A 21,014-nucleotide genomic window follows, 5' to 3' on the forward strand; every position below is an offset into this window, starting at 1 on the left:
GGCCGAATGGCGGGCGGTGACGGAGAGGCCCCGGGACGGCTGGTTCGCGGATCGACCGGTTCGTCGGCCGGCGGGGACACGGCGACCGGGTCGAGGGCTGCGGGCGGCTCGGCCTTCAACGGGACGGCGGGGATGCGGAACGGGCCGGCCCGGGTCCGGACAAGGGGTCGTACGAGGCGGGACGGCCGCGCGACCACCGCGAACACGGCACGCCGCGCGAGGGCGGGCCCGCGGGTCCGCCGTACGCCGACCCGGTGGCCGTCCGCCGCATGGACGACGTCGGCCCGCCTGCTCTCTGCAGACGGGCCGACGTTCCGGGTGGTGGGCGATACTGGGTTCGAACCAGTGACCTCTTCGGTGTGAACGAAGCGCTCTCCCACTGAGCTAATCGCCCGGGCGCAGGAAGAACATTACCCCATGTCAGGGGGTGCCTGTGACCACCCCGGCGACGGCGGCCGGAGCCGCCGGCGCCGCGCGGGTCACTGATCCTTGATCTTCCACGGCATGACGATGCCGAACTTCCACAGATAGACCCCGACCAGGACGCCGATGATCACCAGGCCGATCACGGTGAGGATGATGTTGCGCCGGCGCACCTTGGGGTCGAGAGCGCGCTGCGCCGCCTCGGTGACCTTGCGTTTGGTCCAGCGCAGCACCAGCTGGGCCCAGACGAACTCGGTCGCCCAGATCGCCATGCCGCCGAAGATCACGACCCAACCGGGTCCGGGCAGCGGCAGCATGATGATGCCGGCGATCACGACGGCCAGGCCCACCACGAAGACACCGACCTGCCAGCTCAGGTGCAGGGCGCGCCGCTTCCTGATGAACTCCGGGGCCCGGGAGCCGAGGCCTCGGTCCTGGTTCGTCTCGTCACTCAGCGCGTCCGCCGCCCCTTCGGACGCACCGCCGGTCACGCCGCCGGCCTTCTCCTCGCTCACCTTTCCCCCGTCTGTCGCCACGGCACTCATGCCCGGCTCGTTACTCCCCGTATTCATACGGTGAAACCCTACCGGAGAGAATCCGCTCACCGGAATGGTCGTACCGCTCGTAGGGGTTCTCGGCCGGAAGAGTTACGTAAAGACAGGCAAAACACGCAGAGGGGTTTACAACGGCACCGTAGGTGGCATGTCGATTTCGCCGACGTGCGAATCCCCGAGCGCACACTGAGCGAAAGGCCCTGGCGCTTATGAACACCACGGTCAGCTGCGAGCTGCACCTGCGCCTCGTTGTGTCGAGCGAGTCCTCCCTGCCTGTCCCCGCAGGCCTGCGGTACGACACGGCCGACCCCTACGCCGTGCACGCCACCTTCCACACCGGAGCCGAGGAGACCGTCGAGTGGGTGTTCGCCCGCGACCTCCTCGCCGAGGGGCTTCACCGTCCCACCGGCACCGGCGACGTCCGTGTCTGGCCGTCGCGCAGCCATGGCCAGGGCGTCGTCTGCATCGCCCTGAGTTCTCCCGAGGGCGAGGCGCTGCTGGAGGCCCCGGCGCGCGCCCTGGAGTCCTTCCTGAAGCGGACGGACGCTGCCGTCCCTCCCGGCACGGAGCATCGCCACTTCGATCTCGACAAGGAGCTGTCGCACATCCTGGCCGAGAGCTAGCCGAGGCCCTCGCCGAGACCGCCCGGCGCCGTCCACTCGGGGAGACGGCTCGGGAGACGACAACCGCATACGGCTTGCGCCGGCGCCGTCGCCGTGGGTCACCACGGGGCGGCGCCGGCCTGCGTGCGTGAGGGGTCCTGACGGGGGTCGCTCCCCGTGACGGGGCGGGCAGGCTTCCGCGGGAACGCTCGCGGCTCCGGGGGCGTTCTACGGACGTCCACGGACGTCCGCCCGCATCCCGGACGGACGGGACCGGTGCACCACGGCCGGGAGCCACTACCATCGGCCAGCATCGGCGGGCGCCCGCCCGACCCTCAGGCCAGGGAGCTGAACGTGCTGATCACCCACGACACCCGGTGTGCGCTGGACGCCGTGGTGGATCTGGTGAACACCGCGCCGGAGGACGATTCGGCGCCGGACGGGCTGCCGGATGTCGCGGCGCTCACGGAATTCGTACGGAACCACGACATCAGCGATGTCGGTGTGTTGTCCGAGTTCGACCTGTCGGCCGTGCGCAGGATCCGCGGCCGGTTCGCGGCGATCTTCGCGGCCCCGGACGCGCGGACCGCGGCCGGACTGATCAACGAGCTGGTCGCGGCGGCCGGCACCACGCCCCGCCTGACGGACCACGACGGCTACGACTGGCATGTGCACTACTTCGCGCCGGGCGCCTCCATCGCCGATCATCTGGCGGCGGACTGCGGCATGGCGCTGGCGTTCTTCGTCGTGGCGGGCGAGCAGGAGCGGCTGCGGCGCTGCGAGGCGCCGGACTGCCGGCGGGCGTTCGTGGATCTGTCCCGCAACCGCTCGCGCCGCTACTGCGACAGCCGCACCTGCGGCAACCGGCTGCATGTGGCGGCCTACCGGGCCCGCCGCAAGGAGGCCGCGGGCTGACGAGCCGCGGAAGGGATCACGGACCGGACGTCGGGGCGCGCGGTACCCGGCGGGTGACGCCGGGGACCGCGGGTACGGCTCACAGCAGCAGCAGATCGTGCAGCGCGGCCATGAGCAGCAGGGACCCGATCACCGCCAGGAAGATCATCAGCGGTGGCTGGGAAAGGGCGAAGAGACAGCCGCGCGGCTCGCTCGGGGGCGGCGCGGGCTCGCTCTGTGGCGTATCCAGCTCTGGCGTGTCCAGCATCTCGCCGCGATGATGACGCAGCCGGGGCGCCGGACGCGATCAGCCGTCCGGAATGAACGGGACGTCGCCGGTTCCGTGATCTTCGTTTCAGGTCGTGATCACTGCCCGATCGGGGCGGCTTCCGACTGTGACCGCTTCGGCGGCCGTGATCCTTCTGTGACGTTTCAGCCGCGACACGCGGCCTGCACCGGCGGGCCGGGGCAGCCCGTCATATGCCGTGCTTCTTGAGGATGGCCTCGATGTCGGAGAAGTCGTCGGCGGGCTCGGCCCCGCGGGCGGGTGCCGGGCGGGCGGTCCGGCCGGTGCCGGGTCCGAGCGCGGGCTCGGACGCCGCCGGTGCGACCACCCCGCTCTGCGCGCCGCGGGCCTGCTTGCGCTCGGCACGGGTGCCGCCGCGGCGGCGCTCGACGGCCCGCGTCCCGGCGAACAGCGCCCAGGCGACGCCGAGCACACCGAAGCCGGCCCAGGCCGTGGGGCTGAAGGCGGTGTCGGCTATCCACCCGACGACACCGGTCATCACCAGGCCGAGCGGCACCAGCGCGTAGGCGGCGATTCGCGCCGCGGCAAGAAACTTCTTGCGGTACGCCGTCACCGCCGCGATGCCCAGGCCGGCCGCGGCGACGGCGGAACAGACGGTCTCGGGGATCATGCCGGTCCTCCAGCGGGCTCGGGCGTGCGGGCGGTTCGCCTTCCATCCTGCACCCCCGGGTTGCCGTCGGGCCACGCTCCGGGCGGGACATCAGGGACATCTCCGGGTCATCTCCTTCGCAGGTGCTGGTCAGGGGCGTGCGGGGGTCCTGTCGCGCAGTTTCCCGCGACCCCTTGTTGCTGATATGCCGGTGATGTTCTTTTTGTGCAGTTCCCTGCGCCCCTTCGGGATGGCCGGGCCATCGTTCTCACCTACCGGCCGGTGGGGGCCTTCGCGCCGTTCCCCGCGCCCCTGGGTGCCTGCCGCAGCCCGTCGCCGGGGGTGCGTGGTTGCGGTAGCGCCATCCGCTGGTGGGTGGGGTCGGGGCCGCGCCGGGGGGTGACCGTCCTCGGTGCGACGCTCTGCCCTTACATCCTTGCCCTGCGTTTTCGCCGCACCCTGCGGGCGGGCACACCCCGGCACGCCCCCTTTCGCCGCACAGCGGCTGCGGGTCGCGGGGTGTCCCGGGTTCGGTGCTGCTTGCGTCGGCTGGAAGACTTGGGGCCATGAGTGAGTCCTCCCCTGTGTCCTCCCCCGTCGCCCCGGTCGTCCTCGACATGTGGTGCGACCTCCAGTGCCCGGACTGCCGTACGGCGCTGGACGACGTGCGTGCGCTGCGGGCCCGGTACGGCGACCGCCTGGAGGTGCGGCTGCGGCACTTCCCGCTGGAGAAGCACAAGCACGCCTTCGCCGCCGCGCAGGCCGCGGAGGAGGCGGCCGAGCAGGGTCGGGCGTGGCCGTATGTGGAGTCGGTGCTCGGCCGGGTGGAGGAGCTGGACCGGCGCGGCGAGGCCTTCCTGGTCGAGGCGGCCGGGGAACTCGGTCTGGACGGCGAGGAGTTCGACACCGCGCTGATCGACGGGCGGCACATCCTGATCGTCGACGCCGACCAGGCCGAGGGCAAGGCGATCGGGGTGACCGGCACGCCCACATATGTCATCGGCGGGGAGCGGCTCGACGGCGGCAAGAGTCAGGAAGGGCTGCGTGAGCGTATCGAGGAGATCGCCGACAGGCTGCTGGCGCGCGGCTGAGGCAGCCCTACAGCAGATGCTTGTAGAGGGTGTGGCGGACGGTCTCGTAGCCGAGTGACTCGTAGAGCCGCTCGGCCGGGGTGTTGCCGGCGAAGACGTTGAGGCCGAGGACGCGTCGGCCCGCGGCGACTGTCTGCGCCTCCGCAAGGAGCATGAGGGTGCGGCCGTGCCCCCGGCCCCGGTGGGCGGGGTCGGTCTCGACGTCGTACACGTAGGCCTGCTCCTCCCGGAGGGCAAGCCACATGGTGCCGACCCGGGTGCCGTCGTGCTCGACCACGCTGAACAGCATGTTCTCGGTGTCCCGTCCGCGGGGCAGCAACCGCTCGTGGTCGCGGCGTGCGCGGGCGTGCGCCTCCGCCTCGGGCACCCCGCGCTCCGTCCACACGTGCGCGTACTCGTCCGCCGTACGGACCGCCCAACGCGCGAACTCGTCCTCGTCCATGGGCCGGGCGACGCTGCCGGCGGGCAACTCGGGCGGGACGTCACCGAGGCGTTTGCGCATGCCGCGGTTGCGGTGGACGTATCCGAGGGATTCGAACAGGCGCAGGGCCGCCTCGGCACCGGCGGGCACCGCCGTCTCGATCTGCCGGCAGCCCCAGCCGCGCGCCACCTCCTCGGCGGCGAGCGCGGCGACCGTGCCGCGTCCGCGCCGGCGGTCCGGCTCGTCGATGCGCAGATCCTCGACGACGGCGACGGTGTCGCCGAAGAAGGGCGAGGTCCGCAGATGGATGGAGCCGACGGGACGGCTGTTCACGCAGACGCGGTAGCGGCGTGAGCGGGTCCCGTCGGCGTTCCGCTGAAGCGGCTCGGCCGGCCGCAGGGTCGTGGTCATCACGGGTGTTCTACCCCGCGGACCGGGCCGCGTCATCCGGTTCCGCGCGCGATCACGGGTCCAGGTCGGCGCCCGCACGCTCGTCGAAGACCCGCATGGCCTTGGCGGTCACCGGGCCGGGCGCGCCCGGCAGTTCACGCCCGTCGACACGGTGGACGGCCTGCACATCGCGCAGGGTGGAGGTCAGGAAGACCTCGTCGGCGCGCTCCAGCACGTCCAGCGGCAGGTCGGTCTCCTGCGCGCCGGTCCACTCGATCACAAGCTGCCGGGTGATGCCGGCGAGACAGCCGGAGGCCGGCGGCGGGGTGTGGATCTCGCCGTCCAGGACGACGAAGACGTTCGACCCGGTGCCCTCGCAGAGCTGCCCGACGGTGTTGCCGAACAGGGCCTCGCTGGCGCCGTGTTCATGGGCGCGGGCCAGAGCGACGACGTTCTCGGCGTACGAGGTGGTCTTCAGGCCGGTGACGGCGCCACGTTCGTTGCGGGTCCACGGGACGGTGACGACGGCCGTGGTGTCGGGGCGCCGCGTGGTCTCCCCGAGGGCGACGACCAGGGTCGGGCCGTGCTCGCCACGGTCGGAGCCGAGGGGGCCGTGGCCGCCGGTGTAGGTGATGCGCAGCCGGCCGAGCGGCATCGGGTTGGCGTCGAGGACGGCGGCGCAGGCGCGCCGGACCTCGTCGTGGTCGGGGTCGGGCAGGCCGAGGCCGCGCGCCGAGCGGGTCAGCCGGTCGAGATGGCGGGTCAGCGCGAACGGCCTGCCGTCCTGCGCCTTCACCGTCTCGAAGATGCCGTCGCCCACGGTCAGCCCGTGGTCGAAGACGGAGACACGGGCGGACTCGATGTCCCTCAGTCCGCCGTCGAGCCAGATCTTCACGTGCCCAGTCCCTCTCCACTCACCTCGTACTGCCCCGACGCTACCGCGAGGAGCCTGGCCGCCTTCAGCTCGGTCTCGCGCCACTCCCCCTCCGGGTCGGATCCCCAGGTGATCCCGGCGCCGGCGCCGAAGCGCAGCACGCCCTCGTCGCGGTCGATCCAGAAGGTGCGGATGCCGACGGCCAGCTCGCCGGTGCCGCGGTCGGCGTCCACCCAGCCGATGCCGCCGCAGTACGGGCCCCTCGGTGCCGTCTCCAGCTCGTCGATGATCCGCAGCGCGCTGGACTTCGGCGCGCCGGTGATGGACCCGGCCGGGAAGGTGGCGTCGAGCAGCTCGGGCCACCCGGCCCCCTCACGCAGTTCGCCTCGTACGGTCGACACGAGATGCACCAGCCCCGGGTGCTTCTCGACCGCGCACAGGTCGGGCACGGTGACGCTGCCGGTGGTGCAGACGCGGCCGATGTCGTTGCGGACCAGGTCCACGATCATCACGTTCTCGGCGAAGTCCTTCTCCAGCAGCTCCGGCTCGGTCGGCGCGGTGCCCTTGATCGGCCCGGACTCCACGATCCGCCCGTCTCGGCGCAGATAGAGCTCGGGCGACGCGGTGGCGATCTCCACGCCGTGCTCCGGCAGGCGGATCGTTCCTGCATACGGTGCCGGGTTGCCGCGCGCGAGGACCGCGGTCAGCTCGTCCACGTCGGCGTCGGGCGCGACGGGCGCGGAGAGCACCCGGCAGAGGTTCACCTGGTAGACGTCGCCGGCGGCGATGTACGCGCGGATGCGGCGCACGCCCTCGGTGTAGGCGTCGTGGTCCAGGGAGGACGTCCACCGCGCGGGGTCGGGGCCGCGCCACCGGCCCGGGACGGGCGCGGGCACCGGCTCCTCCCGTACGTCCCGGAAGCGGGCGCAGGTCAGGCGGCCCTCGTAGTCGGCGGCGACGGCCCAGAAGCCGGCGGAGTCCAGTGCCGCGGGGTCACTGGTGACGTCGATCAGCCCGGTGGCGACACGGTCGCCGAAGCGGGCCAGAGGCTGAAGGTCGAGCACGCTGTCGAGTCTAGGGCGGCTGTCCACCGGCCCTGCCGGGCGTGCACGCAGGGGGCTGAGCAGGACCTTCCGCAGCACGCTGCGCAAACGCGTTTTTGTCCTGGCCCAGGAATCCGCTAGAGTTCAACACGTCGCCGGGACGCGGAAGCGGACCGAAACGACAGGCGGACGTAGCTCAGTTGGTAGAGCGCAACCTTGCCAAGGTTGAGGTCGCGAGTTCGAGCCTCGTCGTCCGCTCGAAGGAAGAGGGGATCATCCCGATGATCCTCTACACTCCTGGTGGAGTGGCCGAGAGGCGAGGCAACGGCCTGCAAAGCCGTCTACACGGGTTCAAATCCCGTCTCCACCTCCAAGGACGATTAGCTCAGCGGGAGAGCGCTTCCCTGACACGGAAGAGGTCACTGGTTCAATCCCAGTATCGTCCACTGGGTCTTCTCGAAGGCCTTATGATCTTCTCGAAGATCACCTCGCGCGATTAGCTCAGCGGGAGAGCGCTTCCCTGACACGGAAGAGGTCACTGGTTCAATCCCAGTATCGCGCACGCTCTGTGACTCACGGGTCACAGCATCCCGGACGATTAGCTCAGCGGGAGAGCGCTTCCCTGACACGGAAGAGGTCACTGGTTCAATCCCAGTATCGTCCACACGCCGAAGCCCCCGGTCCTGCGACCGGGGGCTTCTCGCTGTGCTCAGCTGGAGAACAGCATGCGTCCGAAGCTCTTGTGACGGCGGTGACCGTAGTGCCCGCCGTGGTGCTGGGCGCCCCACGCGGGGGCGGGCGGGGCCGCCGCTACCGTGAACTTTCGTGACCGCCATCGACCGCGCCCGCTGCCGACTCACCGCGCGCCCCCTCGCCCTGGACGCGGCCCTCGCCGCGGGCGTGCTCGGCTGCATGGTCGCCGGATCGTTCGTCGACCCGCACGGCGAGAACGGCATGACCTGGGGCATCCGCACCCCCGACCCGCTCGGTCTCGTCCTGATGACCCTCGGCGCCGCCGCGCTGGTCTTCCGGCGCCGCGCCCCGCTGACCGTCCTCGCCCTCACCGGGGCCGTCTCCCTCGTGGAGTGCGTCACCGGCGACCCCCGCGTACCCGTCGCGATGTCCGCCGTGATCGCCCTGTTCACGGTCGCCTCCACCACCGACCGCCCCACCACCTGGCGGGTCGGACTGCTCACCACGACCGTGCTGACCGGCGCCGCGATGCTCGCCGGGCCGCTGCCCTGGTACGCGCAGGAGAACCTCGCCATCTTCGCCTGGACCGGCATCGGCGCCACCGCGGGGGACGCCGTCCGCAGCCGCCGCGCCGTCGTCCAGGCCATCCGCGAACGCGCCGAGCGCGCCGAACGCACCCGCGAGGAGGAGGCCCGCCGCCGCGTCGCCGAGGAACGTCTGCGCATCGCCCGCGACCTGCACGACGTCGTCGCCCACCACATCGCCCTCGTCAATGTGCAGGCCGGTGTCGCCGCCCACGTCATGGACAAGCGGCCCGACCAGGCCAAGGAGGCCCTCGCCCACGTCCGCGAGGCCAGCCGCTCCGCGCTCGACGAACTCCGCGCCACCGTCGGACTGCTGCGCCAGTCCGGCGACCCCGAGGCACCCACCGAACCCGCCCCCGGCCTGGACCGCCTCGACGAACTCGCCGGCACCTTCCGCAGCGCCGGCCTGCCCGTCCAGGTCGCCCACGCCGACCACGGCACGAGCGTCCCGGCCGCCGTCGGCCTTGCGGCGTACCGGATCGTCCAGGAAGCCCTGACCAATGTGCAGAAACACGCGGGCCCCGGCGCGAAAGCCGAGGTCAGCGTCGTACGGGTGGGGCAGCGGCTGGAGGTCACCGTCCTCGACGACGGCGTCGGCCACGACCCCGGCGACGAGCGGGCCGCCGCGCCGGGCGAGGGCGGCGGACACGGCCTGCTCGGCATGCGGGAACGCGTCGCCGCCCTCGGCGGCACCCTCACCGCCGGGCCCCGCCACTCGGCCGGCTTCCGCGTCCATGCGATCCTGCCCGTCGAGACCCGTACCGCCGTCCACGGGAACCCGGGGGAGACCGCATGACGATCCGTGTCCTGCTCGCCGACGACCAGGCGCTGCTGCGCAGCGCCTTCCGCGTGCTGGTCGACTCCGAGCCCGACATGGAGGTCGTCGGCGAGGCGTCCGACGGCGCCGAGGCGGTCCGCCTCACCCGCGAGCAGCGCCCCGACGTCGTCCTGATGGACATCCGCATGCCCGGCACCGACGGCCTCGCCGCCACCCGCACCATCAGCGCGGACCCGTCCCTCGCCGGTGTCCACGTCGTCATACTGACCACCTTCGAGGTCGACGACTACGTCGTGCAGTCCCTGCGCGCGGGCGCCTCCGGTTTCCTCGGCAAGGGCAGCGAACCGGACGAACTGCTCAACGCCATCCGCGTCGCCGCCGGCGGGGACGCGCTGCTCTCCCCGGCCGCCACCAAGGGCCTGATCGCACGGTTCCTCGCCCAGCGCGACACCGCCGACGGCGAGCCGGACCCGGGGCGCTCCGAGCGGCTCGCCACGCTCACCGGCCGCGAGCGCGAGGTGCTGGTGCAGGTCGCCGGCGGGCACTCCAACGACGAGATCGCCGAGCGCCTGGAGGTCAGTCCGCTGACCGTGAAAACCCACGTCAACCGGGCGATGTCCAAGCTGGGGGCGCGGGACCGGGCGCAGCTCGTGGTGATCGCGTACGAGTCGGGGCTGGTCCGTCCGAGGGTGGAGTGAACTCCACCGTGCCGTACTGCGCCCGGAGTACACGCCCCGTGAGGAACGGGACCTGGGGTCTACGGATCACCCGTCCCGCATGGCACAGGGTGTAGGGGCATCACTTCTGCCGCTCACAGAAGGAAGACCCCTGTCCATGTCCTGGCTGTCCAGATTCAGCCTCGCGCAACGCGCGCTCATAGGTCTGATGTCGGTCGTCGCCCTCGTCTTCGGCGCGATCGCCATCCCGCAGCTCAAACAGCAGCTGCTGCCCACCATCGAACTGCCCATGGTGTCCGTGCTCGCCCCCTACCAGGGCGCCTCCCCGGAGGTCGTCGAGAAGCAGGTCGTCGAACCCATCGAGAACAACCTCGAAGCGGTCGACGGGCTGACCGGCGTCACCTCCACGGCGAGCGAGGGCAACGCCGTGATCATGGCGTCCTTCGACTACGGCAACGACACCCAGCAGCTCGTCGCCGACGTGCAGCAGGCCGTCAACCGGGCCCGCGCCCAGCTCCCGGACGGGGTGGACCCGCAGGTCGTGGCCGGCTCGACGGACGACATCCCGACCGTCGTCCTCGCCGTCACCTCCCCCAAGGACCAGCAGGCCCTGGCGGACCAGCTCGACAAGACCGTCGTCCCCGACCTGAAGGAGATCGACGGCGTCGGACAGGTCACCGTCACCGGTGTGCGCGATGTGCAGGTCACCGTCACCCCGGACGAGGCGAAGCTGGCCGGCGCCGGCCTGACCGCGCAGAACATCGCGCAGGCCCTCCAGGCGGGCGGCGCCACCGTCCCGGCCGGCTCCTTCGACGAGTCCGGCGCCAACCGGACCGTCCAGGTCGGCGGCGGCTTCACCTCGGTGAAGCAGATACAGGACCTCGCCGTGCGCGGCACCGGCAAGCCGGTCCGGCTCGGCGACGTGGCCGAGGTGCGCCGGCAGGAGGCACCGGCCGACTCCATCACCCGCACCGACGGCAAGCCCAGCCTCGCCGTGATGGTCACCATGGACCACGACGGCAGCGCCGTCGCCATCTCCCGGGCCGTCGAGGACAAGCTGCCCGCGCTCCGCGCCGACCTCGGCGCCGGCGCCACGATCACCGTCGTCAGCGACCAGGGCCCGGCCGTGTCGGACGCCATCTCCGGCCTGACCACCGAGGGCGCGCTCGGTCTGCTCTTCGCCGTGCTGGTGATCCTCGTCTTCCTGGCGTCGGTGCGTTCCACCCTCGTCACCGCGGTCAGCATCCCGCTGTCGGTCGTCCTCGCGCTGATCGTGCTGTGGACCCGGGACCTGTCCCTGAACATGCTGACGCTGGGCGCGCTGACCATCGCGATCGGCCGGGTCGTCGACGACTCGATCGTCGTGCTGGAGAACATCAAGCGTCACCTCGGCTACGGCGAGGAGCGCACCGCCGCGATCCTCACCGCCGTCCGCGAGGTCGCCGGCGCGGTCACCTCCTCCACCCTCACCACCGTCGCCGTGTTCCTGCCGATCGGCCTGGTCGGCGGCATGGTGGGCGCCCTGTTCGGCTCGTTCAGCATCACGGTGACGGCGGCCCTGCTGGCGTCGCTGCTGGTGTCGCTGACCGTGGTCCCGGTGCTGTCGTACTGGTTCCTGCGCGCCCCGAAGGGCACCCCCGAGGACGCGGCGGAGGCCCGCCGCAAGGCCGAGGAGAAGGAGGCGAACAGCCGGTTGCAGCGGATCTACGTCCCCGTCCTGCGGTTCGCGACCCGGCGCCGCCTGACCAGCGTGGCCATCGCGGTCGTCGTCCTCGTCGCCACCTTCGCGATGACGCCGCTGCTGAAGACGAACTTCTTCGACCAGGGCGAGCAGAAGGTCCTCACCGTCAAGCAGGAGCTGAAGCCCGGCACCAGCCTGGCGGCGACCGACGCGCAGGCCCGCAAGGTGGAGAAGCTCCTCGCGGACACCGACGGCGTGAAGGACTATCAGGTCACCGTCGGCTCCTCCGGGTTCATGGCGGCCTTCGGCGGCGGCACGGACACCAACCAGGCGTCGTACCAGGTGATGCTGGAGGACTCCGCCCACTTCGACGATGTGCGGGACCGCATCGAGGCCGGGCTGAAGAAGCTCGACGGCATCGGCACGACGACCGTCTCCGCCGGTGACGGCTTCGGCAGCCAGGACCTGAGCGTGGTGGTGAAGGCCGCCGACGCGGACGTCCTGCGCACCGCCGCCGAGCAGGTCCGCAGGGCCGTCGCCTCCCTGGACGACGTCACCGACGTCACCAGCGACCTGTCGCAGAGCGTCCCCCGGATCTCGGTCCGCGCCAACTCCAAGGCCGCCGCGGCCGGTTTCGACGACCAGACCCTCGGCATGGCCGTCGCGCAGGCGGTGCGCGGCACGCCCGCCGCGAAGGCGGTCCTCGACGACACCGAACGCGACGTCGTCCTGAAGTCGGCGCACCCGGCGGCCACCTTGCAGCAGCTGCGGGACCTCAGGCTCGGCCCGGTGAAGCTGTCCGACGTGGCGGACGTGAAGGTGGTCGACGGACCGGTGTCGATGACCCGTATCGACGGCCAGCGCGCCGCGACGATCACGGCGAAGCCGACCGGTGACAACACCGGCGCGGTCAGCCAGGACCTGACGGCGAAGCTGGACGCGCTGAAGCTCCCGGCGGGCGCGACCGCGGAGATCGGCGGCGTCACCCAGGACCAGGACGACGCGTTCAAGAACCTCGGCCTGGCCATGCTCGCGGCGATCGCGATCGTCTTCATGCTGCTCGTCGGCACGTTCCGTTCGCTGGCGCAGCCGCTGATCCTGCTGGTGTCCGTGCCGTTCGCGGCGACCGGCGCGCTCGGTCTGCTGATCGTCACCGGCACCCCGATGGGTGTCCCGGCGATGATCGGCATGCTGATGCTGATCGGCATCGTGGTCACCAACGCGATCGTGCTGATCGACCTGATCAACCAGTACCGGCGGCAGGGCCACGGCGTCGTCGAGGCGGTCGTCGAGGGCGGCCGGCACCGGCTGCGTCCGATCCTGATGACCGCACTGGCGACGATCTTCGCGCTGCTGCCGATGGCTCTCGGCATCACCGGCGACGGCGGGTTCATCGCGCAGCCGCTGGCGGTCGTGGTGATCGGCGGTCTGGTCAGCTCGACGCTGCTGACGCTGCTGCTGGTGCCGACGCTGTACGCGATGCTCGAACTGCGCAAGGAGCGCCGGGCGAAGAAGCGTGCGGCCAAGCGTGAGGCGCAGCAGACCGGGACGCCGGAGCCGGCCTCGGTGTGACGTGAGGCACCCTGTGCCCAGGGGGCGTGGCCCGTTCGACCGGGCCGCGCCCCCTTTCCCTATCCTGTGAGATCACACCCGGCCCCCGGGGAGGACGCAGGGGGAGCGCGGGTGATCAGGGGGAAGGGGCCACCAGCGGTGCTGCACAAGGACGATCCCCGCTCGGTCGGCGGCTACCGGCTGCTGGACCGGCTGGGCGCCGGCGGCATGGGCGTCGTCTACCGGGCGCGGTCGCGTTCGGGGCGCGAGGTCGCCGTGAAGGTGGTGCACGCCCAGTACGCGGAGGACGCGGTCTTCCGCGCCCGGTTCCGGCAGGAGATCGACGCGGTCCGCAAGGTGAGCGGCGCGTTCACGGCACCGGTGGTGGACGCCGACCCGGAGGCGGTACGGCCGTGGATGGCGACGCAGTTCGTGCCGGCGCAGTCGCTCGCCGAGCGGATACGCGCCGAGGGCCCGCTGCGCGGCGCCGATCTGCGGCGGCTGGCGCTGGGGCTGGTGGAGGCGCTGCGGGACATCCACCGGGCCGGGGTGGTGCACCGGGATCTGAAGCCGGCCAATGTGCTGATGGCCGAGGACGGGCCGCGCGTCATCGACTTCGGCATCTCGCGGGCGGCGGAGAACCAGACGCTGACGGAGACGGGCCTGCTGATCGGCACCCCGCCGTTCATGTCGCCGGAGCAGCTCGTCGACTCCCGGTCGGTGGGGCCGGCCTCGGACGTGTTCTCGCTGGGCGGGCTGCTGGCGTTCGCGGTGACGGGGCGGGGGCCGTTCGACGCGGACAGCCCGTTCGTGGCGGCGTACCGGGTGATGAACGAGGAGCCCGCGCTGGACGCCGTGCCGCCGCCGCTCAGGGAGATCCTCGGCCGCTGTCTGGCGAAGGAGCCGAAGGACCGGCCGGAACTGGACGAGCTGGGCCGCGAGTTCGCGAGGGCGCTGCCCGAGCCGGACCCGGACGACGCGTCGACGGTGACGCTGCGCCGGCCGGAGTTCGGACAGACCCGCCCGGTGACGCTGCCGCCGGCCCGGCGCAGGCGGCGGCTGCGTCCGCTGCTGGCGGTGTCGGCCGCGCTGGTGGTGCTGGCGGCGGGGGCGGAGTCCTGGTGGGCGCTGCGCGGGCCGGACGCCCCGCCGGTCGCCGGTGCGGAGCAGGGTCCGAGCCCGTCGGCGTCCTCCCGGTGGGCGCCCTTGCCGAATGGTTTCCGTCCCTGGCAGTCCTCGGTGTACGCCAAGGCGGTGCGCGGGCCGCAGGCGCTGTCCGACGCGAACGGCTACCCCCGCTGCCGGCCGGGCGGCACCGCGCTGTTCTGCGGCGGCAACGGTGTCCTCGCCGTACGGATCGACGCCGTCACCGGCACGGTGGAGTGGCGGGCGGACATCGCCCCGAAGGGCGTCTCCTGGGACGAGTACGACACCGCGGTCATCGATGTGTACGGGGACGCGGTGGTCGTACAGGAACTGCTCGGCGGTGGCGACGGCGGCGAGCCGTCCGCCCGTCTCTCCGTCCTCGACGCGGCGAGCGGCCGGAAGCTGTGGTCGCGGGCCGTGCCGACCGACACCGGCGGGGACGCCACCGTCGCCGGGGGTGCCGTTCTCACGCCGTCCCCGGACGGCCGGTCCCTTGTCGCCCGGTCGCCACGGGACGGCTCGGCGCGCTGGACCGTGGAGCTGCCGGCGGAGCACTACTGCACCTTCGTCGATGTCGACCGCCGCCCGTTCGGCTCCTGCGCCGCCGTCGGCGGCCGTTCGGGGGCGGAGGGCGGCACGGCCGTGTATCTCGCCGTGGATCCGTCGGACGGTTCGGTGCGGCGGTTCGAGGGGCCGCTGATCGACGGCGACTACATCGGTGTGCTCGACGGGCGGCTGCTGTTCCAGACGGTCCGCGACCCGGACGTCTCACCGGGCGGCACGGCCGGTTCGTCGCTGGTCAGCCTGGACCCGTCGACCGGCGCCCGGCGCACCGTGCGGCTGGCCCGCGACTACCAAGGGGCGGTGAGCCTGGAGCGCGGTGTCCTCTACATCGCGGGGACCGGCCGGGTGACCGCCGTGTCCCCGGCCGACGGCAAGGAGCTGTGGACGGCGGCGACCACGCTGGAGCAGCCCGGGCCGCCGGTGCTGGACCGCTGGGGCCGCACGCTGTACACCGCCAGCCTCACGGGGCGCGTCGCGGCGTTCGACGCCGTACGGGGCACGCGGTTGTGGGAGACCGCGCCGCGTTCGGCGCAGCCGAACCTGGGGGACTCCGCGACGGTGCACACCGTCGAGGGCGCGCTGGTCGTCCTCACCCCGAACGGCACCCTGTTCGGGATCGACCCGGGTCACCCCGAGAGCACGCCGGCCCAGGGGTGACCCGCGCCGGTCCGGCTACGGCAGCGCCAGCATCCGCTCCAGCGCCAGCTTCGCGAACGCCTCGGTCTCCTTGTCGACCTGGATGCGGTTGACCAGGTTGCCCTCGGCGAGGGACTCCAGGGCCCAGACCAGATGCGGCAGGTCGATGCGGTTCATGGTCGAGCAGAAGCAGACCGTGCGGTCGAGGAAGACGATCTCCTTGCCCTCGGGCGCGAAACGGTTCGCCAGGCGGCGCACCAGGTTCAGCTCCGTGCCGACGGCCCACTTGGAGCCGGCCGGGGCGGCCTCCAGGGTCTTGATGATGTACTCGGTGGAGCCGACGTGGTCCGCGGCGGCGACGACCTCGTGGCGGCACTCGGGGTGGACGAGGACGTTCACCCCGGGGATGCGCTCACGGACGTCGTTGACCGAGTCCAGGTTGAAGCGGCCGTGCACCGAGCAGTGGCCGCGCCACAGGATCATCTTCGCGGCGCGCAGCTCGTCGGCGGTCAGGCCGCCGTTCGGCTTGTGCGGGTTGTAGACCACGCAGTCGTTCAGGGACATGCCCATGTCGCGGACGGCGGTGTTGCGGCCCAGGTGCTGGTCCGGCAGGAAGAGGACCTTCTCGCCCTGCTGGAACGCCCACTCCAGCGCGCGCCGCGCGTTGGAGGAGGTGCAGATGGTGCCGCCGTGCTTGCCGGTGAAGGCCTTGATGTCGGCGGAGGAGTTCATGTACGAGACGGGCACGACCTGCTCGGCGACGCCGGCCTCGGTCAGCACGTCCCAGCACTCGGCGACCTGCTCGGCGGTGGCCATGTCGGCCATGGAGCAGCCGGCGGCCAGGTCGGGCAGGACGACCTTCTGGTCGTCGCCGGTCAGGATGTCCGCGGACTCCGCCATGAAGTGCACACCGCAGAAGACGATGTACTCCGCCTCGGGCCGGGCGGCGGCGTCGCGGGCCAGCTTGAAGGAGTCGCCCGTGACGTCGGCGAACTGGATGACCTCGTCCCGCTGGTAGTGGTGGCCGAGGACGAAGACCTTGTCGCCGAGCTCGGCCTTGGCGGCGCGGGCGCGCTCGACCAGGTCCGGGTCGGACGGCGAGGGCAGGTCGCCGGGACACTCGACGCCCCGTTCGCTCTTCGGGTCGGCTTCGCGGCCGAGCAGCAGCAGGGCGAGCGGAGTCGGCTGCACGTCGAGCTCCGGGGTGTGGGCGGTGGTCACGACACGCACCCTTTCTACTTTTCGTCGATCTGACGCTATATATCATAACCGCTTCACGTCACTTTGACGATGGCCATAGTGTCGATGTGACGTGAATCCCTCCGGGCCGGTGCCCGTTCCGCACCCGGTGTGCGAGCATGAGAAGCGGAGCCGAAAAACAGGCGCCCGGCCCGGAATGAATCCGCGGCCCTGCCGGTTGGACCCGTCGGCAAGCAGTCTCCGTACAACCCGGGAGAGATGTAGATGTCCGTATCGGACGAGACCACCACCGTCACCGACGGCATCATCCTGACCGACGCCGCCGCGGCCAAGGTCAAGGCGCTGCTCGACCAGGAAGGCCGCGACGACCTCGCGCTGCGGGTCGCCGTCCAGCCCGGCGGCTGCTCCGGCCTCCGCTACCAGCTCTTCTTCGACGAGCGCTCGCTCGACGGTGACGTGGAGAAGGACTTCGGCGGTGTGAAGGTCGTCACCGACCGCATGAGCGCCCCCTACCTCGGCGGCGCCACCATCGACTTCGTGGACACGATCGAGAAGCAGGGCTTCACGATCGACAACCCGAACGCGACGGGCTCCTGCGCCTGCGGCGACTCCTTCAGCTGACCCGGCCCCGCGGCCACCGCCCCGGTGAGCCGGCGGCAGTCGTCACAGCACGAAAAGCGGCGGCCCCCCGACAGGGGGACCGCCGCTTTTCCATGGGACCGCCGGCTTCCGTGCCGCCGGACCGGGCGGGCCCTACTGCACCGGCGTCGCCGGCAGCCGCGCCCCCGGCTTCTCCAGCGGCACGCCCACGCCGTCCGAGCCGACCACCTTGCGGTCGCCGAGCGGCTCCGCCAGCCGCACGGTCCGGCGGAACTCCTTCGCGATCTCGATGCACACCTTGTCCGGCCACGGCGTCGAGGTGACCGTCACCGTCACCCGGTCGCCGGACTCCTCCGCCTTCACGTCGTAGTCCGCGCACACCCCGCCCGTGAACACCACGGTCAGCTCCCGGCCCTCCGCCGTGTAGGCGTCCACCGCCACGTCCCGTGTCGCCGGAGCCGACGTCGGCTCGTCGGCACCGGGACCCGTCGGCCGCGGGCTCGGCCTCTCCGTGGCCTGCTGCGACGGCGCCCGCAGATACTCCGGCTCGACCGCCGGATACGTCACCGTGAACGGGTCCGACGCCCCCGGCGAACGCACCTGGAACAGCCAGGACGGCACCAGCGCCTGCCCGCCGTTGGCGTACCGCATCGCCAGCCCGAACGTCGCCCCCTCCACCGTGAGCGTCTCCCGCCCGGGAGCCGACGCCGACGCCTCGCACGGCTGCTCCAGCCTGTCCTTCAGCGGTACGGGACCGGCGCAGCCGCCGATCCCCATCCGGTGCGGCTCCGCACCCGGACCCGAGTTCAGCGCCGCCAGCGCCTCGTCGGCGTCGTTCACCGGATACGTGTCTCCCTTCACCGGCGCCTTCAGCTGACCACTGCCGCCGACGACCTCGCCCTGCGGCGAGACGATCACGCCGGTGGTCCAGCCGTACGTCGGCAGCCCGCCGACCCGCGGCTCGGCGTTCACCACCCGCCGGGCGCCCATCAGCTGGCTCGCGTCCAGCTTGGCGTCGTCCTGCCCGACCGCCTTCAGCACCGGCGCCGCGGCCTTCTTCGCCGCCTCCGCGCTCACCGGGCTGCCGGAGGCGTCCGAGGTCTGCGGGCAGGCCGGCTTGCCGCTCACACAGTTGTCGCCGCCGGGCGCGTACCGGCTGAACGTCCACGCACCAGGCGCCTTCCGGTTCACCTGGAGCATCGGGCCCTGACCGTCCTTGCCCTGGCCGACCCGCCAGGTCGTCCCCTCGGCCACCGGCGCGCCCTCGATGCCGAGCGCCTGAGCGAGCCGGGCCACCTCCGCCTGACCGACCTCACCCTTCGCCCAGTACACGGACGCCGAGCCGGGGCCGTCCGGGAGCGGGCCGGAGGCCCGGTAGGTCACGCCGTACGGATTCGGCTCGCCCGGCGCGATGCCGTTCGTACCGCCGGTGCCGGAGGCGGTCTCCGTGTAGCCGTCCAGCACCAGCGGCTCGGGGCTGCCGCCCCCGCCCGGCGCGCGCGAGTCGGTGGTGCCGCCGCCGGAGCCCCCGGCCGCGTTCGCGGCGAGATACGCCCCGCCGCCGCCCACCAGCAGCACCGCTGCCGCGACCGAGGCGACGATCGCGGGGGAGCGCCGCCGGGCCGACCGGCCGGGGGGCTCCTCGTCGTACCCTCCGCTCACCTCGTCGTCCCGGGCCGGGGCATCGCCGGACGCGAGTCCGCCGGCCGGGGCGGACCCGGCCTCCGCCGCGTCCTCGGCCGCCGTACGAGCGGACGGGCCGGGCCTCTCGCCCGGGGCGTCGCCGGACGCGGGCCCCTCGGCCTCGGCGCGCGCGGCCTTCCCGGTCAGGCCCTCGCCGGACCTACCGGCCTCACCTGCGGCACCGGCCTCACCGGCCGCACCGGGTTCCGCGGCGTCCGGACCGACATCGGACGCCGAAGCCGCGGCGCCGGCCCCGGACGCGGACTCCCCGGCCCGGGCGCCGGGCGCCTCCCGCGGGGCGTCCTGGCCGGCCGCACCCTCGGTGGTCTCGGCCGCCGCGTCGTCGTTGTCGGGTCGCTCGGTGTTCACCGCATTCGCTCCTTCGGCTGCACAGCTGTCCCGGAGACCCTGACCCGGCCCTGTCAAAACGGGCGGCGGGAGGGTCGTATGCCGTATCCCCTCCATGGGGGACAGCGATGGGACGCACAGGGGGAGCGCACGGTTCCCTCGTTGCTCCGGACCGGTGACGCGCGCATGCCGGCCCCGGCCCGGAGCCCGGGATCAGTTGCCGTACTCGGGCAGCGCGTCCAGCAGCCGCGCCGACCGCGCGGGCACGCTCACCCCGTGGATCTGCGAGGGGGAGACGGGCCGGGCGTCGGAGCGCTCGGGCGCCGTCCAGTGCGGCACCATCCGGGCGCAGTCGCCGCGCAGCGACGTCCAGTCGGTGTCGGTGTCGGCGGGAGCGGAGGAGAAGACCTCTGGGTTCGTCATGCCGGAACCGTAGGCACGATCACAGCCGCGAAGAAAGATCTACTATCAGGTAGTTTCGTTCACTTCAGTGGTGCCGCGGGACCGGGTAGCGTGAACTGTCAACCCACCTCCACGCAGGAGAATCCACGCCGTGCGCATCGCAGTCACCGGCTCCATCGCCACCGACCACCTCATGACCTTCCCCGGCCGCTTCGCCGACCAGCTCGTCGCGGACCAGCTGCACACGGTCTCGCTGTCGTTCCTGGTCGACCAGCTGGACGTGCGGCGCGGCGGCGTCGGCGCCAACATCGCCTTCGGGATGGGCCAGCTCGGCACGCGGCCCGTCCTCGTCGGCGCCGCGGGCGCCGACTTCGACGAGTACCGGGCCTGGCTGGACCGGCACGGCGTCGACACGGCCTCCGTGCGGATCTCCGAGACCCTCCACACCGCGCGTTTCGTCTGCACCACCGACGCCGACCACAACCAGATCGGCTCCTTCTACACGGGCGCGATGAGCGAGGCCCGGCTGATCGAGCTGAAGACCGTCGCCGACCGCGTCGGCGGCCTCGACCTGGTCCTCATCGGCGCCGACGACCCCGAGGCGATGCTCCGCCACACCGAGGAGTGCCGCTCCCGGAACATCCCCTTCGCCGCCGACTTCTCCCAGCAGATCGCCCGCATGGACGGCGAGGAGATCCGCATCCTGCTGGAGGGCGCCACGTACCTGTTCTCCAACGAGTACGAGAAGGGCCTCATCGAGTCCAAGACCGGCTGGTCCGACGAGCAGATCCTGGCGAAGGTCGGCCACCGCGTCACCACCCTCGGCTCGCGCGGCGTGCGCATCGAGCGGGCCGGCGAGCCGCCGATCGAGGTCGGCTGCCCCGAGGAGGAGCGCAAGGCCGACCCGACCGGCGTCGGCGACGCCTTCCGCGCGGGCTTCCTGTCCGGCCTGGCCTGGGGCGTCTCCCTGGAGCGCGCCGCCCAGGTCGGCTGCATGCTGGCCACCCTCGTCATCGAGACGGTCGGCACGCAGGAGTACCAGCTGCGCCGCGCCCACTTCATGGACCGCTTCACCAAGGCGTACGGCGTCGACGCCGCCGACGAGGTCCGCGAGCACCTGGCGGGCTGACCGCCGCACCGGCGCGGGGACCACGCTCCCCGCGCCCGCCGGGCGCACGGGCGCGAGGCCGGGCGCACACCCCGCCCCGCGCCCGGCGCCTCCCTGCGGGGCAGGGGCGCGCCCCGGCCCACGGCCGAGCAGTACCGGCAGGCGGTCCGAACAC

At 72.3% G+C, this 21,014-nt stretch carries 18 protein-coding genes, 6 tRNA genes and 1 pseudogene; 14 read left to right on the top strand and 11 right to left on the bottom strand.

Annotation, left to right across the window (positions count from 1 at the left end; all coding sequences use genetic code 11):
- Positions 1 to 319 precede the first annotated feature (319 nt).
- Together MTQ10_RS13125 and MTQ10_RS13130 are read right to left on the bottom strand one after the other, a co-directional pair.
- Positions 320 to 394, bottom strand: a tRNA-Val gene (locus tag MTQ10_RS13125).
- 85 nt (positions 395 to 479) lie between these two features.
- Positions 480 to 995 carry a TIGR02611 family protein gene (locus MTQ10_RS13130; RefSeq protein ID WP_247466563.1) on the bottom strand — a complete coding sequence of 172 codons (516 nt, stop codon included), beginning with the start codon at positions 993 to 995 and terminating at the stop codon, positions 480 to 482.
- Between the two features lie 191 nt (positions 996 to 1,186).
- Here MTQ10_RS13130 and MTQ10_RS13135 point away from each other — a divergent pair, with 191 nt between their 5' ends.
- Positions 1,187 to 1,600: an SsgA family sporulation/cell division regulator gene (locus tag MTQ10_RS13135; RefSeq protein ID WP_030011909.1), complete on the top strand. Its 414-nt coding sequence runs from the start codon at positions 1,187 to 1,189 to the stop codon at positions 1,598 to 1,600.
- Between the two features lie 333 nt (positions 1,601 to 1,933).
- Positions 1,934 to 2,494, top strand: a complete 561-nt coding sequence (locus tag MTQ10_RS13140) for a CGNR zinc finger domain-containing protein (RefSeq protein ID WP_247466566.1) — start codon at positions 1,934 to 1,936, stop codon at positions 2,492 to 2,494.
- 79 nt (positions 2,495 to 2,573) lie between these two features.
- Here the strand turns inward: MTQ10_RS13140 and MTQ10_RS13145 are convergent, their stop codons facing one another.
- Together MTQ10_RS13145 and MTQ10_RS13150 are read right to left on the bottom strand one after the other, a co-directional pair.
- Positions 2,574 to 2,741, bottom strand: a complete 168-nt coding sequence (locus MTQ10_RS13145) for a hypothetical protein (protein WP_247466569.1) — start codon at positions 2,739 to 2,741, stop codon at positions 2,574 to 2,576.
- 208 nt (positions 2,742 to 2,949) lie between these two features.
- Positions 2,950 to 3,390, bottom strand: a complete 441-nt coding sequence (locus MTQ10_RS13150; RefSeq protein WP_247466573.1) for a hypothetical protein — start codon at positions 3,388 to 3,390, stop codon at positions 2,950 to 2,952.
- 545 nt (positions 3,391 to 3,935) lie between these two features.
- On the opposite strand from MTQ10_RS13150, the gene MTQ10_RS13155 reads away from it, so the two are divergent.
- Positions 3,936 to 4,460 carry a DsbA family protein gene (locus tag MTQ10_RS13155; protein WP_247466576.1) on the top strand — a complete coding sequence of 175 codons (525 nt, stop codon included), beginning with the start codon at positions 3,936 to 3,938 and terminating at the stop codon, positions 4,458 to 4,460.
- A 7-nt stretch (positions 4,461 to 4,467) separates the two neighbouring features.
- Here the strand turns inward: MTQ10_RS13155 and MTQ10_RS13160 are convergent, their stop codons facing one another.
- The 3 genes from MTQ10_RS13160 to MTQ10_RS13170 are packed head-to-tail and all read right to left on the bottom strand — an operon-like array spanning position 4,468 to position 7,209.
- On the bottom strand, positions 4,468 to 5,292 hold the full coding sequence (locus MTQ10_RS13160) for a GNAT family N-acetyltransferase (RefSeq protein ID WP_247466580.1): 825 nt from the start codon (positions 5,290 to 5,292) through the stop codon (positions 4,468 to 4,470).
- 52 nt (positions 5,293 to 5,344) lie between these two features.
- Positions 5,345 to 6,166: an aminotransferase class IV gene (locus MTQ10_RS13165; RefSeq protein WP_247466583.1), complete on the bottom strand. Its 822-nt coding sequence runs from the start codon at positions 6,164 to 6,166 to the stop codon at positions 5,345 to 5,347.
- The gene (locus MTQ10_RS13170) at positions 6,163 to 7,209 is read right to left on the bottom strand and encodes a chorismate-binding protein (protein WP_247466586.1); all 1,047 of its coding nucleotides are present in this window, start codon (positions 7,207 to 7,209) and stop codon (positions 6,163 to 6,165) included. Before MTQ10_RS13170 ends, MTQ10_RS13165 begins: the two co-directional genes overlap by 4 nt.
- Before the next feature lie 164 nt (positions 7,210 to 7,373).
- Between MTQ10_RS13170 and MTQ10_RS13175 the strand changes: the two genes are divergently transcribed.
- From MTQ10_RS13175 to MTQ10_RS13195, 5 genes are all read left to right on the top strand, one after another.
- Positions 7,374 to 7,446 (top strand) — tRNA-Gly (locus tag MTQ10_RS13175).
- 41 nt (positions 7,447 to 7,487) lie between these two features.
- A tRNA-Cys gene (locus MTQ10_RS13180) sits at positions 7,488 to 7,561 on the top strand.
- 1 nt (position 7,562) lies between these two features.
- Positions 7,563 to 7,634, top strand: a tRNA-Val gene (locus MTQ10_RS13185).
- Positions 7,635 to 7,678: 44 nt separating this feature from the next.
- Positions 7,679 to 7,750: transfer RNA gene (locus MTQ10_RS13190), tRNA-Val, on the top strand.
- 30 nt (positions 7,751 to 7,780) lie between these two features.
- Positions 7,781 to 7,852, top strand: a tRNA-Val gene (locus MTQ10_RS13195).
- Between the two features lie 45 nt (positions 7,853 to 7,897).
- Here the strand turns inward: MTQ10_RS13195 and MTQ10_RS13200 are convergent.
- A pseudogene (locus MTQ10_RS13200) lies at positions 7,898 to 7,993 on the bottom strand (zf-TFIIB domain-containing protein); the annotation flags it as partial.
- Between the two features lie 20 nt (positions 7,994 to 8,013).
- Between MTQ10_RS13200 and MTQ10_RS13205 the strand changes: the two are divergent.
- From MTQ10_RS13205 to MTQ10_RS13220, 4 genes are all read left to right on the top strand, one after another.
- A complete protein-coding gene (locus tag MTQ10_RS13205) occupies positions 8,014 to 9,261 on the top strand; it encodes a sensor histidine kinase (RefSeq protein ID WP_247466589.1) in 1,248 nt (415 codons plus the stop codon).
- Positions 9,258 to 9,941 carry a response regulator gene (locus MTQ10_RS13210; RefSeq protein ID WP_247466591.1) on the top strand — a complete coding sequence of 228 codons (684 nt, stop codon included), beginning with the start codon at positions 9,258 to 9,260 and terminating at the stop codon, positions 9,939 to 9,941. Before MTQ10_RS13205 ends, MTQ10_RS13210 begins: the two co-directional genes overlap by 4 nt.
- Before the next feature lie 136 nt (positions 9,942 to 10,077).
- Complete coding sequence (locus MTQ10_RS13215; RefSeq protein WP_247466594.1) at positions 10,078 to 13,173, top strand: efflux RND transporter permease subunit; 3,096 nt, start codon at positions 10,078 to 10,080, stop codon at positions 13,171 to 13,173.
- Between the two features lie 111 nt (positions 13,174 to 13,284).
- Entirely contained in the window at positions 13,285 to 15,519 is a 2,235-nt protein-coding gene (locus MTQ10_RS13220) for a protein kinase domain-containing protein (protein WP_247466597.1), read from the top strand.
- 15 nt (positions 15,520 to 15,534) lie between these two features.
- On the opposite strand, the gene nadA is transcribed toward MTQ10_RS13220, so the two are convergent.
- A complete protein-coding gene (gene nadA / locus MTQ10_RS13225; protein ID WP_247466600.1) occupies positions 15,535 to 16,719 on the bottom strand; it encodes a quinolinate synthase NadA in 1,185 nt (394 codons plus the stop codon).
- Between the two features lie 243 nt (positions 16,720 to 16,962).
- On the opposite strand from nadA, the gene MTQ10_RS13230 reads away from it, so the two are divergent.
- Positions 16,963 to 17,319 carry an iron-sulfur cluster assembly accessory protein gene (locus MTQ10_RS13230; protein WP_028422454.1) on the top strand — a complete coding sequence of 119 codons (357 nt, stop codon included), beginning with the start codon at positions 16,963 to 16,965 and terminating at the stop codon, positions 17,317 to 17,319.
- Positions 17,320 to 17,451: 132 nt separating this feature from the next.
- Here the strand turns inward: MTQ10_RS13230 and MTQ10_RS13235 are convergent, their stop codons facing one another.
- Together MTQ10_RS13235 and MTQ10_RS13240 are read right to left on the bottom strand one after the other, a co-directional pair.
- Positions 17,452 to 19,350 carry a hypothetical protein gene (locus MTQ10_RS13235; protein WP_247466603.1) on the bottom strand — a complete coding sequence of 633 codons (1,899 nt, stop codon included), beginning with the start codon at positions 19,348 to 19,350 and terminating at the stop codon, positions 17,452 to 17,454.
- Positions 19,351 to 19,542: 192 nt separating this feature from the next.
- Positions 19,543 to 19,752: a hypothetical protein gene (locus tag MTQ10_RS13240; RefSeq protein ID WP_247466606.1), complete on the bottom strand. Its 210-nt coding sequence runs from the start codon at positions 19,750 to 19,752 to the stop codon at positions 19,543 to 19,545.
- Between the two features lie 130 nt (positions 19,753 to 19,882).
- Between MTQ10_RS13240 and MTQ10_RS13245 the strand changes: the two genes are divergently transcribed.
- Positions 19,883 to 20,860, top strand: coding sequence for a carbohydrate kinase family protein (locus MTQ10_RS13245; protein ID WP_247466609.1), 978 nt, complete (start codon positions 19,883 to 19,885; stop codon positions 20,858 to 20,860).
- Positions 20,861 to 21,014: the final 154 nt, after the last annotated feature.

Origin of the sequence: Streptomyces sp. XM83C, assembly GCF_023072675.1 — a bacterium.
GTDB lineage: Bacteria > Actinomycetota > Actinomycetes > Streptomycetales > Streptomycetaceae > Streptomyces > Streptomyces thermocoprophilus.

Bases quoted from the DNA above. Each gene is read 5' to 3' on its own strand.
- MTQ10_RS13130 (WP_247466563.1), bottom strand. From the start codon at position 995: ATGAATACGGGGAGTAACGAGCCGGGCATGAGTGCCGTGGCGACAGAC.
- MTQ10_RS13240 (WP_247466606.1), bottom strand. From the start codon at position 19,752: ATGACGAACCCAGAGGTCTTCTCCTCCGCTCCCGCCGACACCGACACC.
- MTQ10_RS13230 (WP_028422454.1), top strand. From the start codon at position 16,963: ATGTCCGTATCGGACGAGACCACCACCGTCACCGACGGCATCATCCTG.
- MTQ10_RS13150 (WP_247466573.1), bottom strand. From the start codon at position 3,390: ATGATCCCCGAGACCGTCTGTTCCGCCGTCGCCGCGGCCGGCCTGGGC.
- MTQ10_RS13135 (WP_030011909.1), top strand. From the start codon at position 1,187: ATGAACACCACGGTCAGCTGCGAGCTGCACCTGCGCCTCGTTGTGTCG.
- MTQ10_RS13145 (WP_247466569.1), bottom strand. From the start codon at position 2,741: ATGCTGGACACGCCAGAGCTGGATACGCCACAGAGCGAGCCCGCGCCG.
- MTQ10_RS13155 (WP_247466576.1), top strand. From the start codon at position 3,936: ATGAGTGAGTCCTCCCCTGTGTCCTCCCCCGTCGCCCCGGTCGTCCTC.
- MTQ10_RS13215 (WP_247466594.1), top strand. From the start codon at position 10,078: ATGTCCTGGCTGTCCAGATTCAGCCTCGCGCAACGCGCGCTCATAGGT.
- MTQ10_RS13160 (WP_247466580.1), bottom strand. From the start codon at position 5,292: ATGACCACGACCCTGCGGCCGGCCGAGCCGCTTCAGCGGAACGCCGAC.
- MTQ10_RS13210 (WP_247466591.1), top strand. From the start codon at position 9,258: ATGACGATCCGTGTCCTGCTCGCCGACGACCAGGCGCTGCTGCGCAGC.